Below are 13,952 nucleotides of genomic sequence, written 5' to 3'. Positions count from 1 at the left end.
GATGCAGCACAGCCCGATCCGTCTGGTGCCCCCGCAGGTCACCGTGGTCATCCCGGTCAAGGGACATCCGGTGCTGCTGGACGACGCCATCGCCTCGGTCCGCCGCGAGATGGCCGAGGGCGTGATCCTGCGGCTGGTGGTGGTGAACGACGGCTGTGCCTATGCCGAGACGCGGCAATGCCTGGACGACTGGCAGGCACGGATGGGGTCGCAGATGCTGGTGCTGCACCATGCCAATGGCGGGCTGTCTTCGGCGCGCAACCGCGGCATCGAGGCGGCGCTGCGGATGGATCCGGGGCTGGACGCGATCTTCCTTCTGGACAGCGACAACCTGCTGGCCGAGCGGGCCGGGCTGACCATGCGCCATCTGCTGGAGACGCATCGCGATCAGGACTGGTTCTATCCCGAGTTCGACTTTTTCGGGCAGGCCGGCAACTATCGCACCGAGCCCGCCTTCAGCCCGCTGCTGCAGGCCGAGGCCAACCAGTGCGACGCGGGCAGCCTGATCCGGCGCCGGGTCTTCGATGCGGGCCTGCGCTTCGACGAGGAGATGCGGCAGGGCTACGAGGACTGGGATTTCTGGCTGCAGGCGGCCAAGGCGGGTTTCACCGGGCGGTCTGCGCGACGGCCTCTGCTTTTGTATCGCAAGCGCCCGGCCAGCATGCTGAGCCATTCCCACGAGGTCGACCAGGACCTGCGCCGCTTCCTGCGCCACAAGCATGCGTGGCTGTTCAACCCGGCCGCGCTGGTCGCGCTGGAGGCCGCCAGCTTTCCGCGCTTTGCCCTGATCACGGGCGAGGGGCGCCAGGTCTCGACCTGCGTCGACCCCGATCACCAGACCCCGGTCGCCACGCCCGAGTTCGAGCGGATGGTGCTGGCCGCGATGGCCGATCCGCATGCCAACCACGCGCCCGCCTACATGATCTTCCTGCGCGAGGGGGTCGAGGACTATCTGCGCGAGGCGCGGCTGCTGCACGGGGTGCTGTGGAATTTCGAGCGCCGGGCGCTGCGCAACCCGCACGATCTGGACCTGCTGTTTCTGGACCGCCATCCGTCCGGTGGCCATGACATCGCCACCGACAGCGGCAATCCCGACCGCGTGCCCGACGCGATCTGCCTGCGCCTGTCCACCGCCCAGGATTGGGTGCGGCGCGGGGCCGAGGACCGGCTGCGCAAGCTGGACCTGGTGCCCACGCAGGAGGACGTCTCCAGCTGGACGCTGCGCGCGCCCGGGCAGGTGGGCGGGCTGGCCGGCGGGGCGGCGGCGGGCGAGGTGCTGCGCGGGACCATGCTGGCGTTGCTGCGCAGCCCCTATCTGGGCGCGCTGCAGACCGGGTGGGGCTGGCGCCATCCCGGCGCCGCGATCAGCCGCGACCGCACCGTGCAGATCCCCAGGAACGCGGTCAATGGCGGGGTGACCTTCCCGCTGCTGCGCGCGCCGGGCAAGCACGACATCGCCATGGTGCTGCCGATCTTCAACATCGGCGGCGTGGAACGCGTGGCAGCCAGCATCGCGCGCGAGCTGGTCGCCGCCGGTCACCGGCTGCATCTGGTCGTCCTCAGCGACCGGCCCATCGACACCGACGCCTGGTCGCTGGAGCCCTTCACCACCATCACCTGGCAGCCCGACGGCGACGCGCTGGACTGGAGCGGCGAGGAGTTCCTGGGCACCGCCGAACCCCGATGGGGGCAGGGGGCCGAAGGCGCCGACCTGATGGGGCTGCTGGGAGGGATGGATGCGGTCATCAACGCCCATTCCGCCGCCCTGCACAAGGTCGCCGACCGGCTGCGCCGCCGGGGCGTGCTGATGATCGACCACGAGCATCTGGTCGAACGCTCCACCTATGGTCGTGGCTACGGGCCTCCGCAACTCGCCTTGGCCTACGAGCAGGCCTACGATCTGTTCCTGACCTGCTCGGAGGGGCTGCTGGGCTGGATGCATGCCAATGGCGTGCCGCGCGAGAAGCTGATGCCGGTGGTCAATGCGCCGGGCTATCCCATGTCGCGGGCCGAGCAGGGGTTCATGACCGCCGCGCGCGCCACCGCCCGGACCCGCCGCCAGCCGCTGCGCGTGCTGTTTCTGGGCCGGCTGGACAAGCAGAAGGGCATCGACCGCGTCTGCGCCGTCGCCCATGCGCTGTCCGACCAGGCGCCGCGCATCACCCTGTCGGTCGCCGGGCGCGCCATCGTCGAGGAGGATGGCGCCACGCTCAGCTGGCCCACCGAGACGCGCTTTCTGGGCGCGGTGCGCGGCCCGGCGGCGATCTCCGAGCTGCTTGGCCAGACCGACATCCTGATCCTGCCTTCGCTCTACGAAGGGCTGCCGCTGTCGGTGCTGGAGGCGCAACGCTGCGGCGTGGTGCCGATCGTGGCCGAGGCGGGGGCCGTGCGCGAGGCGATCGAGGACGGCCATAACGGCTTTGTCGTCCCGCAAGTGGACTGCGCCGAACAGATGGTCGCCCGCATCCTGATGCTGGACGGCGACCGCGCCCGGCTGGCCGCCATGGCCCAGGCCGCCGCCGAGACCAGCCGCACCTGGGTCCAGGCCACCGAAGGTCTGCGCGACTGGCTGGACCAGCGGCTGCCCGAGTTTCCCGCACCGGCCCCGGCCGATGCGGTCCGCCCCAGATACGTATTTTCCTGAAGACGGAGTAGATGATGCCGCAGACCATCCACGACAGCGCGGTCCGGAATTTCCAGATGGCCGCCAACCTGCTGATCGCCCTGCAGGGCCGCAGGCTGGTGCTGACCGGTGAGGCCGCAGCCCTGCTGGACGGACGTCCCAAGGCCTTGCTGACCGAGGGCTACAACACCCTGTCGCCGCGCTTCGGCATCTGCATCCCGCAAGATACCCGGGGCGAGTTCTCGATGACCCCGGAGGGCGACGGGCTGGAGTTCCGCAATTCCGGCGCGACCTGGATGACCATGGAGGGGCTGGTCTCGTCCATGGATCCCTGTGGCTGCTACCTGGATGCCGATGTGGCCTTCCCAACGCCGACCGTGGCTGACGTCTTCCTGCGCGACTTCACCGATGCCGGCACGATCCGCGACAGCCTGCAGACCGAATGGCTGCTGGGCAACGACCGCGCCACCGTTTGCAAGCTGGAGCTGCCCGAAGCGGCCGATGATGTCGCCAACCGCCGCATCGTCATTCACCTGCGCCAGCCGCCGGTGCGCTTCACCATCCGCAAGCTGGCAATGACGCTGATCTGACCTCCCGGAAGGGGCCCGACTTGGACCTGAAACTGCACGTCGATTTCTGCTTTTCCTGCCCCGGTGGCCGGGTCGTGGCCGCCGGTTGGAGCCAGAACCCACGTCCGGCGCTGATGATCCATGCGGGATCAGCCTCGTTGCCGCCCGCGCATCTGGTCCGCTTCGCGCGGCGCGATCTGCGCTCGCTGGAGCCCTTTGGCTATCTGGCGGTCTTCGATCTGTCGGATCATCCCGACGCGCTGAACGATCCCTCCGAGGACATCTTCCTGGCCGTGGGTGCCGAGCATTCCCGCATCGGCGGCGCGCGCCTGTCCTCGGACGCGCGCAGCATGGTCGAGATCGGCGTCGACGAGGCCTTCTTCGCGCTGCTGCGCCTGATGGCCGAGGGCGCGGTGCCGATGCCCGACCGGGCGCTGTCGGGTCCGGTCATCACCCGCATCCGTGCCGCCCGGGCGCTGCCCGCCGAGGCCGAGACCCATGCGCTGAGCGTGGATCTGGGTCAGGTGGCCGGGGCAGGGCAGGGGGTCGCCTCGGGCTGGTTTCTGCCCACCGCGGCGACCCAAGGGGCACTGCACGCGCTGGCCTTCGACGACCGGCAGCTGGCGCGGGTCACCATGGCTCAGGGCGCGGTGGCGCGCACCGATCTGGCCGCCTATGCCGACCGCTACGTCTATGGCGGCCGCGACGGCTGGCTGGCGGCCTTCCGCTTCGCTAGCCCGGCCAGCGGCGCGGCGCGGCTGCTGGTCATGCTGCCGGGGCAGCTGGCGGAGTTAGGTGTTATTCATCCGCTGACCCAGGTGGCCGCGCCGCAGATCGCCCGGCTGCTGGTCGAGGCCCGGCTGTGGCAGGAGGATCCCGAGGGCGCCGATGCGCTGCACCGCGCCACGCTGGTCGCCCCCGGCGCGCCCGCCCTCGTCCTTCCCGACAGCCCGCCTTTGCCGGGCGACGCGTCCCTGCTGCTGATCCTGGATCATGACCTGGCCGCGCCCGATCTGCGCGACGTGCTGCGCCGCGTGGCGCAGGCCACCGGGCGCGGCATCGACCTGCACCTGCTGCGCACGACGCTGACGCCCGACCTGCGCGACGCCATCGCCGGGGCGGCGCGCGAATGTCCGCAGCCCGTGCGGATCGTCGCCTGCACACCGCAGCCTCCGGTGGCGGCGCAGGGCCCGGCGCTGCTGGTCTATGCCCGCAGCTCGGTCCTGTTCCATCTGGCGGGGCGGCTGCCCGTCCGGGGCGAGGTGCCGGGTCACGACTTGCAGGTGCTGGCGCTGGACGTGCTGGCCAGCCTGCCCGGCGGCGCAGGGCGGATCGCCGCACGCTTCGGCACCGATCGCCCGGCCTTCCTGTGCTGGGGCGATGCCGCCCGGCTGCTGCCCGCGCTGGCGCCGCTCCTGGGCGATGCGCTGGTGCCCGAGTCGGCCTTCCGGCAACTGGCCGCGCAGATGGACGCGGCGGGGCGGCTGGAGATCCTGCCCGCCGATCCCACCGGCTTTCACGCGGGCGATCAGGGGCCCTTCGCCGCGCCGCTGTTCGACAGCCTGACCGGGCATGATTTCGACGCGCTCTCGGCCCGTCTGGTGCAGGAGGACGCGCGATGACCCGCACGGTGATCATCTCTCATTCGCATCCGGCGCTGCGCTATGGCGGCGGCGAGGTCGCGGCTCATCGCCAGTTCCAGCACATGCTGGCGGGCGGCGAGGACGTGTATTTCGTGGGCTCGACCATCGGCCCCGAGGATGGCGCGCGTTTCTTCGGCCCGGCGCAGCGGGTGCTGTCCTTCTCGGACCGCGACTTCTGCCTGCGCGGTCTGGGGATGGACGCCTTCGTGATGGAGCATCCCCGGATCGAGACCGAGGACTGGCTCTTGGACTTCCTGCTGGCGCTGGAGGGGGACGTCTATCACTTCCACCATTTCTGGAACATCGGCGCGGGTACCCTGCGCCGGTTGCGCGCCGCCCGCCCGCAGGCGCAGATGATCTGCACCCTGCACGAGATGACCGCGATCTGCGCCAATCACGGCCAGATGGTGAAGACCAGCGGCGAGCTGTGCCATGCCGCGTCTGACGTGGCCTGCGCGGCCTGCCTCAAGCGCTCGCCCGCCGACTTCATGCTGCGCCGCGCGCGCATGGCGGGCATGCTGGACCTGTTCGACGTGCTGCTGTCGCCCAGCCAGTTCATGGCCGACCGCTTCGAGGCCTGGGGCACCGCGCCGGGCCGGGTGGGCGTGATCGAGAACGGGCTGGACCAAGGCGACGCGCCCCCGGTGCAGTCCCAGGCCGACCTGACCCGCCGGTCGCGCCGCTTCGCCTTCTTCGGGCAGGCGACGCCGACCAAGGGTCTGGACGTGCTGATCCGCGCCACGCAGGAGATCGACGCCCAGATGCGCGCGCAGGACGTGGCCCCGCCCGTCGCCGCACCCGCCAAGGCGTCGGCCCGGTCCGCGCCAAGGGCGGCGGTGCCGACCGCCCCGCTGGCGCCGATCTCGCTGGAGATCTACGGCGTTACCGCCGAGGGGTTCGCCGCGCTCTGGCCCGCGCTGACGCCGCCCGATTGGGTGCGCTTCCGCGGCCGCTACCGGCCCCAGGACTGCATCGCGATCATGCGCCGCTTCGGCTGGATCGTGATCCCCTCGGTCTGGTGGGAGAATTCCCCGGTGGTCATTCAGGAGGCCCGCGCCGCGGGCACGCCGATGATCGCCTCGGATATCGGCGGGATGGCCGAGAAGACCGCCGGATGGGGCGTCCAGTTCCCCGTCGGAGACCCCGACGCCCTCGCCTCAGCGATCCTGTCGGTCCACGACCGCCCCGAGATCCTGGCCCAGCACATCGCCCTGATCGCCCCGCCGCTGGATATGGCGGGGTTCATGGAGGAATGGCGGGTGGCGTGTGGGACAGAAGAAGCAAGGCGGCATCCTGAGCGGCGCCGTCCAGCGCGTGTTGACTGAAGAACCCTAAAAGGAACAAAATATGAGAATCGGCCTGCTTTGGGAAAGCCCGGATTGCGGAATGTACGCAACTTCGGATTTCGAAACGCTCTATCGCAAGGTGGGGCACAACAACGGAAACTTGGCCTTCGTCCATGCGGTCAAGACCCAGCTGGATGGCACGATCCAATATTTTCCTTGGCACACCAAGGGAGCCGTTCTGAGCGAAAAGTGCGACATCGTCGTCATTCCCTGCGCCAATCAGCTGGGTAAGCACACTGATCTCGGTGGTCTGGCGAAGAACGTTTCCGAGGTGACTGTCCCGGTCATTGCCATCGGTTTGGGCGCGCAATCGCGTGAGTTTGGCGCTGATGTTGAACTCTCCGACGGTACGCGTGCCTGGCTGGACGCGCTGATCGAGAACGGGCGCCGTCATGGTATCCAGAACATCTATACCCGTGGTCCGTATACGACCGAGCAGATCCACAAGCTTATACCAACAGCCCTAAGCTCTGACTCACGGGATTCCCTTCGACCTGAAAATCTGAATCATTGCCATCAAGAGATGGAGGTTCTGATGGCGATTGAGATCACTCGAACGGATATGTCGACAAGTGAGCTTCGGGCGGCGGCGGCGCGCACAAAGGATGCAAAAGCGGTGCGGCGGATTTTGGCGATCGCTCTTGTTCTGGAGGGCGCGGATCGCAAGACGGCGGCGGAGGCCTGCGGCATGGACCGGCAGACCCTGCGCGATTGGGTTCATCGCTACAACGCCGAGGGGATCACCGGTCTGTCGAACCGGTATTGGGCAGGCCCGACGCCGCTCCTGAACTCTGAGCAGAAAGCGGAACTTGCCCGGATGGTCCGTGAAGGGCCTGACCTTGAGGCCGATGGGGTGGTCCGCTGGCGCTGCGTCGATCTCAAGCGCAAGATCGAAGATCGCTTCGGCGTGGTCATGCACGAGCGGACGGTCGGCAAGCAGCTGGCAGCCCTTGGCTTCCGCCGCCTTTCAGTGCGCCCACAGCACCCCAAATCCGACCCGTTGGCACAGGAGGCATTTAAAAAAACTTTGCCGCTACGGTAAAGGCCGCCCTGCCGGAGACGGCGCACGGGAAGCCATTGGAGGTGTGGTTTCAGGATGAAGCACGCGTAGGTCAACAGGGGACGCTCACCCGGACCTGGGCCGAGTGCGGAACCCGGCCTCGTGCGCCGCGCGACACCCGCTACAAATGGGCCTATATCTTCGGCGCCGTCTGTCCATCGCGCGCCACGACCGCGGCACTTGTCATGCCACGTGCCGATACCTCGGCCATGAACGCTCATCTCGCTGAAATCGCGAAAACCGTCGCGTCGGGCGCCCATGCCGTGCTCGTGATGGACGGCGCCGGCTGGCATAACTCCAGCGCTCTGCGCATCCCCGACAACATCACCATCGTGACGCTTCCGCCCTATGCGCCAGAGCTGAATCCGGTTGAGAACATCTGGGCCTATCTGCGCGCAAACTGCCTCGCCATCACCGTCTTTGACACCTACGCAGACATTGTCGACCGATGCTGCAGCGCATGGAACGCCTTCGCAAACGACCCCGAGCGCGTCCGATCGATTGCCACGCGTGAATACGCAAAAGGGGTCAGTGCTTAGGGCCGTTGGTATTACTGGTGTCGAGACGGTCGCAGGTGGATGCCCGTCCCATTTTATGAATCCAAACCCGGACCTTGGCATGCGGATCGCCAAACAATGGGCATCCAGTCCGCTGCCGCGTCGGGTTGCCGTAGCGGGTGGGCACGAAAGCTGGCGTGATACGCGCAAGATCGAGCAGCAGTTGATCTCGCTGATGATGGATCCGCAGTTTCCGGGTTGCTACATCGTGCAGTCGATGGGCGCGATGATCCGTATTTCGCGCGGGGATTTTGATGGGATCGAACCGGACAAGCTGGACCGCATCCACAAGCACACCGTTCCTCATTACACGATGGACGAGTTCAAGCAGTGGGCGCTGAACTATGCACGGTCCTACTATGACGTGACCGCGTGGATGGACGAATTGCGCCGCCATGACTTGCTGATCGGCCCGCGCTTCCACGGTGCGCAACTCGGCATCCAAGCCGAGCGCATGGCTTGCACCGTGACCATCGATACCCGCACCGAAGAGATGTGCCGCGAGACCGGCGTGCCCTTCCTTCGTGCAGCCGATCTGACTTTCCCGATCACGCGAACCTCTCTGAAAGAGGCCATTAAGTTCGACGGTGCTGCCTATGACGCGCATCGCAAAATGAAGGTCGGTCGGTACTTGGAGTTCCTGCGGGGTGCTAAGTTGAAGCCCGTAGCATATCTGGAAAATTTGGCGAATCCTGCACCGGTGGATGCCAAGCCCGAGCCTGTCTCAGCCGAATAACAATAAGGTGGCGCCTTTGGGCGCCACCATTTTGCTTTTGCCGCAGCCCTGCGGCGCTATTTTTTGCGGGTGCCAGATGAGACAGATGACAGCTTTGGCAATCGGTGGTTCCAACACCGTCATGCGTCCCGGATGGTTGACCCAGCTTCCAGAGTGCCTTTTGCATCATGGGATAAATCTAAACATGTCGGCCAATCTCGCGATTGGCAATACGACCATACAGATGGGTCTGTTGAATCTTCTCGATAATAGGAATCTTCTCGAAAGCGCTGATCTTCTTCTCGTCGAGTATACGCTGAATGATACCAGCTTGTTTTCCCGAGATATGGCAGGGTTCGAAACTTGGTGTCAGGCTATGGAAGGTGCCATTCGCTTCGCCCGTACGGTCAATCCAGCTATTGTTGTAGTTCCCGTAATTTTCGCAACAAAGACTGGTGTCCATCGCAACGCTGTCAATGTCCTTCACGGAGGCATGCACTACCTCGCGCATTACTATGACCTTCCGGTGGTGGACGTGAATGCCAACCTGATGCAACGTTTTGGCCGAGATATTCATGACGTATCCGGCGTCTACAGCGATTTCGCTCATTATCAAAGACCTGTGTTTACGACGCTGGCTGCCGAACTTGTCGCCCAAAAGATCGCGGACCATGTGAAGAAACCATCCGTGCGGCAGCAACTGCCGGGGGCCTTAGACGATCGGAATTGGGCTTCAGCTCAGATGCTCAACCCGTCCTCTCTGGCTGGTGCCACGCTCCAAACCTTCCATAATCATATGTACAACGAGACTGGGGCTGATCTTGGAAAAGCAGTTTTATCCTTTGACATAGAGGATGGGGCGTTGCTGGCTGTTCGCTACGTCTGTACCGAAGATATCTGTAATTGCTATATCAAGGTGGACGATGACTGGTATCAGACCGATAGTTTGCAGCCCGGAATGGCCGAACCGAAATACCGCTTTCTCTTGTCTATGCTGAGTTTCACCGGATTGCCAAAAGCCGAAGGTAAACGCCGGTATGATATGACCGGGACTGCACCGCAAGGCGTAGAGGTTCGGCAGCTTCGCCAGATCGGGACGCGCAAACCTGTCCGGCCGCAGCAGCGACTGCCCATTTGCGCAATTCTCTACACAGGGCGAATGTCGAATGTCAGGTTGGTTGATGTCACCTCTGAACTTGAGGATCCTCGTCTTGATCTACCGAAGGTGATCGCGACGTGAAAACTCAAGCCTGCAAAATGGGCGACGGGAACTGAGGCAGGCGACCTCACGTTCGGTTTCTTTCAAAAAGTGAGGCACGCGATGACAAAGGGTTTTTTCCGCAGGGTGTTGGTTTCATGCCCATTCATCGTTGCAGGGCTTGTGGGCAGCGTGCAAGCTCAGGTCACAAGGAGCGAGACTCCCGTACCAGCAGTGAGCCAAGACCGTCTCAGCGAGGCCGGCACCTGCCCTGCCGCCGACACCATGGCGGAGCCGGCGAACCAGCCCGATCCCTCCGAGGATGCGACCGCGCCCGAGAATACCGGGACGACGGGGTGGAGCGGGGGGACCGGGGGGTCTCAGCTGGGGACGAACATCCAGGGGGCGACGGGCAGCTCTCCGACCTGGCAGCCGCCGACGGCGCGGGGGCTGGATCTGGCGGGGTTGGCGGAGCCGGTCGCTCAGTGCTGAGTTGACCTTTGACGCGATCGCGCCTTCGGACCATGCCTGATCGCGGTCGGAAGACTGGCGGAAGGGAATGGGAGTCGAACCCACCCGGGACAGGCTCGCTGCCCCAACCGGAGTTGAAGTCCGGCCGCCCCACCGGGGACGAATCCCTTCCGCACCAAGAACGCACGCGCCCCCGGTCCTGTTGATGGACCGGGGGCGCTGCGATGACAAGGGTGGCGGGATGACGCGTCAGCCGGCCAGCAGGGCGGCATTGCCCCCGGCGGCGGTGGTGTCGACGCAGAGATGCCGCTCGTGGCAGAGATGCGCGCGGTCGGGCAGGGCGGTGATCAGCGCGACCAAGGGGCCGGGGCGGTCGGCCAGCGCCTGCGCCAAGGCGCGGCCGGTGACCTCGTCGCCCCACCAGAGGACGCCCGCCAGATCGGGCAGCCCGGCCACCTGCGCAGCGTCGAGGCCGCCTTGGGCAGCGACGGGCTGGCCCTTGCCCCGGGTCACCGCCGCGACCTGTGCTGCCACCGCCGCCGGGCCGGGGCCGAGGCAGAGGACGGGACCCCGGGACAGGGTCTGCAACCGGTTCAGCTCTCCGGTGGGGCCGGGCATCAGCGTCTCGGTGGGCGCGGGGGCGGCGGGCGGCGCGCCAAGCGCCTGCGCCAGGCGGGCGGGCGTGTCGGCGGTGGTCCAGGCGGTGCCGGGCTGTGCGGGCTCGGGCGCGAAGAAGCGCGGCAGGTAGAGCGGCCCGCCCGCCTTGGGGCCGGTGCCCGACAGCCCCTCGCCGCCGAAGGGCTGGCTGCCGACCGTGGCGCCGACCTGGTTGCGGTTCACGTAGATGTTGCCCGCGTGGATGGCCTGGGTCACCTCCTGCACGCGGCTGTCGATGCGGGTGTGCAGCCCGAAGGTCAGCCCGTAGCCGCGCGCATTGATCGCCGCGACGACCTTGTCCAGGTCGCGGGCGCGGTAGGTCGCGACATGGAGGACGGGGCCGAAGATCTCGCGGTCCAGATCCTCGATGCCCGTGACGCGCAGCAGGGTGGGGGGGACGAAATGGCCGGTTCCGGGGGCCGCGACCTGATGCAGGATGCGGCCCTGGTGCGTGGCGAGATAGTCGAGGATGCCCGCCTGCGCGTTGGCATCGATCACCGGGCCCACATCGGTGGACAGGTCCCAGGGATCGCCCACGCGCAGCTGGCCCATCGCCCCTTGGATCATCGCGATCAGGTGGGGGGCCACGTCCTCCTGCACGTAGAGGCAGCGCAGCGCCGAGCAGCGCTGCCCGGCCGAGCGGAAGCTGGAGGCCATGATGTCGCGCACCGCCTGCTCGGGCAGGGCCGTGCTGTCCACGATCATCGCGTTCAGCCCGCCGGTCTCGGCGATCAGCGGCGTGCCCGGGGCCATGTGATCGGCCATGCTGGCGGCGATCAGCCGCGCGGTGTCGGTGCCGCCGGTGAAGACCACGCCCTTGATGCGCGCGTCCCGGGTCAGCGCCGCGCCGACCGTGCCGCCCTCTCCGGGCAGGAGCTGCAGGGCATGGGCGGGCACCCCCGCCCGGTGCAGCAGGCGCACGGCATGGGCCGCGATCAGGGGCGTCTGTTCGGCGGGCTTTGCCAAGACGGCATTCCCGGCCATCAGCGCGGCGGCGATCTGGCCGGTGAAGATCGCCAGCGGGAAGTTCCACGGGCTGATCGCGGCGATGATCCCGCGCGGGGCGCGCGTGTCGCCCTCGCCCTGGACGGCATAGTAGCGCAGGAAGTCCACCGCCTCGCGCAGTTCCGCCACCGCGTCGTTCAGCGTCTTGCCGGCCTCGCGCGCGAGGATGCCGAAGATCGGGCCGAACTCGACCTCGTAGAGATCGGCGGCGCGGCGCAGGATCGCGGCGCGCTCGGGCGCGGGGGCGGTCCAGGGGCGGGCATTCGTGATGGCCTGGGCGACGGTGGTGTCTTCGGCGTTCGTGACCTGCGCGATGGGTTCGCCGGTGGCGGGGTTGGTGATCGCTTGCGTCGCCGCATCGCCGGGGGGCCAGCCCCCCGGGCCCCCCGGGATATTTTCGCCAAGATGAAGGAGGGGAGTGGCGTCTTCGGGACGGGTGTCGCGGGCGGCGAAGATCCGGGCGAGGATGTCTTCGGCGGTCAGGTCGAAGCCTTGGGAGTTGGTGCGGCCCGCGCCGTAGAGGGCGTGGGGGGGCAGCAGGGCCTCGGGGGCGTGGGCCTCGGCCAGGGCGGCGAAGGGGTCGCGGGCGATGTCCTCGGGGGCGACCTCGTCATCGACGATCTGGTTGACGAAGCTGGAATTGGCGCCGTTTTCCAGCAGCCGGCGGACCAGATAGGCCAGAAGGTCCTGATGCGCGCCGACGGGGGCGTAGATGCGGCAGGCGGTGCCGTGGTCCTTGAGCACGATGTCGTGCAGGCGTTCGCCCATGCCGTGCAGGCGCTGGAACTCGAACGGGGCGGCGGGGCCGGGATTGCCGGCCAGCTCGAGGACGGCGGCCACCGAATGGGCGTTGTGGGTGGCGAATTGCGGATAGATCCGGTCGGTCATGGCCAAAAGCTTCTTCGCCAGCGCGACATAGCTGACATCGGTGGCCGTCTTGGAGGTGAAGAGCGGGAAGTCGGGCAGCCCCTCGACCTGCGCGCGCTTCATCTCGGTGTCCCAATAGGCGCCCTTGACCAGCCGCAGCATGATGCGGCGGTCGTGCTGGGTGGCCACTGCGTGCAGCGCGTCGATCATGGCGCCCGCGCGCTTGCCATAGGCCTGCACGACCACGCCGAAGCCGTCCCATCCGGCCAGCTGCGGGTCGGGAAGCACGGCGGCGATCACCTTCAGCGACAGGGCCAGGCGGTCCTGTTCCTCGGCGTCGATGTTCAGGCCCATGTTCGCGGCGCGGGCCTGGCGGGCCAGGTCGCGGACCACGGGGACCAGTTCGGCCATCACGCGGGCCTCCTGCGCCACCTCGTAGCGGGGGTGCAGGGCCGACAGCTTGATCGAGATGCCGGGGTTCTTGGCGACCGAGCCATGGGTGCAGGCGCCCGCGATGGCGGTGATCGCCTTGCGGTATTCCTGCGCGTAGCGGTCGGCGTCATGGGCGGTCATCGCGGCCTCGCCCAGCATGTCGTAGCTGTAGGTATAGCCCTTGGCTTCCTGCCCGCGGGCGCGGTCCAGCGCGGCATCGATGGTCTGGCCCAGCACGAACTGCCGCCCCATCTCGCGCATGGCGCGGGTGACGGCGGTGCGGATCACAGGCTCGCCAAGCCGTCGGATCGCGCCGCGCAGGGTGCCCGCCAGTCCCGGCTGGTTGTCGTCCAGCACGCGGCCCGTCAGCATCAGCGCCCAGGTGGAGGCATTGACCATGCTGGACGAGCTGTCGCCCAGATGGCGGCCCCAGTCCGAGGGCGCGATCTTGTCCTCGATCAGCGCGTCGATGGTGGCGCGGTCGGGGACGCGCAGCATCGCCTCGGCCAGGCACATCAGCGCCACGCCCTCGCGGGTGGAAAGGCCGTATTCGGCCAGCATCAGCTCCATCATCGTGGGCTTCGATTCGCTGCGGATGCGGCGGATCAGAGTGGCGGCGCGCGCGCTGATGCGGGCGCGGATGTCGGCGGGCAGCGCGGCATCCCGGATCAGGCGGTCCAGAAGGGGGCCTTCGGGCTGGAACTTGGCGGTCGAATCGAGATCGTGCATGGCGGGCCCCCTTGGTTGCATGGAGAGGATAGCGCGGCATGGCTGGACGTTGTGACCAATCTTGGGGCAGGATGCAGGCG

The 13,952-nt window shown here is 67.3% G+C and carries 9 protein-coding genes and 1 tRNA gene; 8 read left to right on the top strand and 2 right to left on the bottom strand.

The window, feature by feature from the left end:
- Position 1 precedes the first annotated feature (1 nt).
- From E4191_RS21175 to E4191_RS21140, 8 genes are all read left to right on the top strand, one after another.
- Positions 2-2,644, top strand: a complete 2,643-nt coding sequence (locus E4191_RS21175; RefSeq protein ID WP_139616323.1) for a glycosyltransferase — start codon at positions 2-4, stop codon at positions 2,642-2,644.
- Positions 2,645-2,655: 11 nt separating this feature from the next.
- Complete coding sequence (locus tag E4191_RS21170) at positions 2,656-3,213, top strand: hypothetical protein (RefSeq protein WP_139616322.1); 558 nt, start codon at positions 2,656-2,658, stop codon at positions 3,211-3,213.
- 20 nt (positions 3,214-3,233) lie between these two features.
- Positions 3,234-4,814: a hypothetical protein gene (locus E4191_RS21165; protein ID WP_139616321.1), complete on the top strand. Its 1,581-nt coding sequence runs from the start codon at positions 3,234-3,236 to the stop codon at positions 4,812-4,814.
- A complete protein-coding gene (locus E4191_RS21160; RefSeq protein WP_139616320.1) occupies positions 4,811-6,160 on the top strand; it encodes a glycosyltransferase in 1,350 nt (449 codons plus the stop codon). The genes E4191_RS21165 and E4191_RS21160 overlap by 4 nt, the downstream gene beginning before the upstream one ends.
- A 553-nt stretch (positions 6,161-6,713) precedes the next feature.
- Positions 6,714-7,780 (top strand): IS630 family transposase gene (locus E4191_RS21155; RefSeq protein ID WP_135314351.1). Its coding sequence is split into 2 segments (ribosomal slippage): positions 6,714-7,200 and positions 7,200-7,780, totalling 1,068 coding nucleotides; the frame shifts between segments, so codons are not numbered across the junction.
- 79 nt (positions 7,781-7,859) lie between these two features.
- Complete coding sequence (locus tag E4191_RS21150) at positions 7,860-8,534, top strand: hypothetical protein (RefSeq protein ID WP_176562842.1); 675 nt, start codon at positions 7,860-7,862, stop codon at positions 8,532-8,534.
- 16 nt (positions 8,535-8,550) lie between these two features.
- On the top strand, positions 8,551-9,753 hold the full coding sequence (locus E4191_RS21145) for an SGNH/GDSL hydrolase family protein (protein ID WP_139616319.1): 1,203 nt from the start codon (positions 8,551-8,553) through the stop codon (positions 9,751-9,753).
- A gap of 192 nt (positions 9,754-9,945) precedes the next feature.
- Entirely contained in the window at positions 9,946-10,203 is a 258-nt protein-coding gene (locus tag E4191_RS21140; protein ID WP_139616318.1) for a hypothetical protein, read from the top strand.
- A gap of 55 nt (positions 10,204-10,258) precedes the next feature.
- Here the strand turns inward: E4191_RS21140 and E4191_RS21135 are convergent.
- Both E4191_RS21135 and putA read right to left on the bottom strand, forming a co-directional pair.
- A tRNA-Sec gene (locus E4191_RS21135) sits at positions 10,259-10,354 on the bottom strand.
- 77 nt (positions 10,355-10,431) lie between these two features.
- Complete coding sequence (gene putA / locus E4191_RS21130; RefSeq protein WP_139616317.1) at positions 10,432-13,872, bottom strand: bifunctional proline dehydrogenase/L-glutamate gamma-semialdehyde dehydrogenase PutA; 3,441 nt, start codon at positions 13,870-13,872, stop codon at positions 10,432-10,434.
- Positions 13,873-13,952: the final 80 nt, after the last annotated feature.

This window comes from Paracoccus liaowanqingii, from assembly GCF_004683865.2.
GTDB lineage: Bacteria > Pseudomonadota > Alphaproteobacteria > Rhodobacterales > Rhodobacteraceae > Paracoccus > Paracoccus liaowanqingii.
Note: the sequence above shows the minus strand (reverse complement) of the source record. Positions and strands in the feature narration are given on the sequence as shown.

Bases quoted from the DNA above. Each gene is read 5' to 3' on its own strand.
- E4191_RS21175 (WP_139616323.1), top strand. From the start codon at position 2: ATGCAGCACAGCCCGATCCGTCTGGTGCCCCCGCAGGTCACCGTGGTC.
- E4191_RS21170 (WP_139616322.1), top strand. From the start codon at position 2,656: ATGATGCCGCAGACCATCCACGACAGCGCGGTCCGGAATTTCCAGATG.
- E4191_RS21160 (WP_139616320.1), top strand. From the start codon at position 4,811: ATGACCCGCACGGTGATCATCTCTCATTCGCATCCGGCGCTGCGCTAT.
- E4191_RS21150 (WP_176562842.1), top strand. From the start codon at position 7,860: ATGCGGATCGCCAAACAATGGGCATCCAGTCCGCTGCCGCGTCGGGTT.
- putA (WP_139616317.1), bottom strand. From the start codon at position 13,872: ATGCACGATCTCGATTCGACCGCCAAGTTCCAGCCCGAAGGCCCCCTT.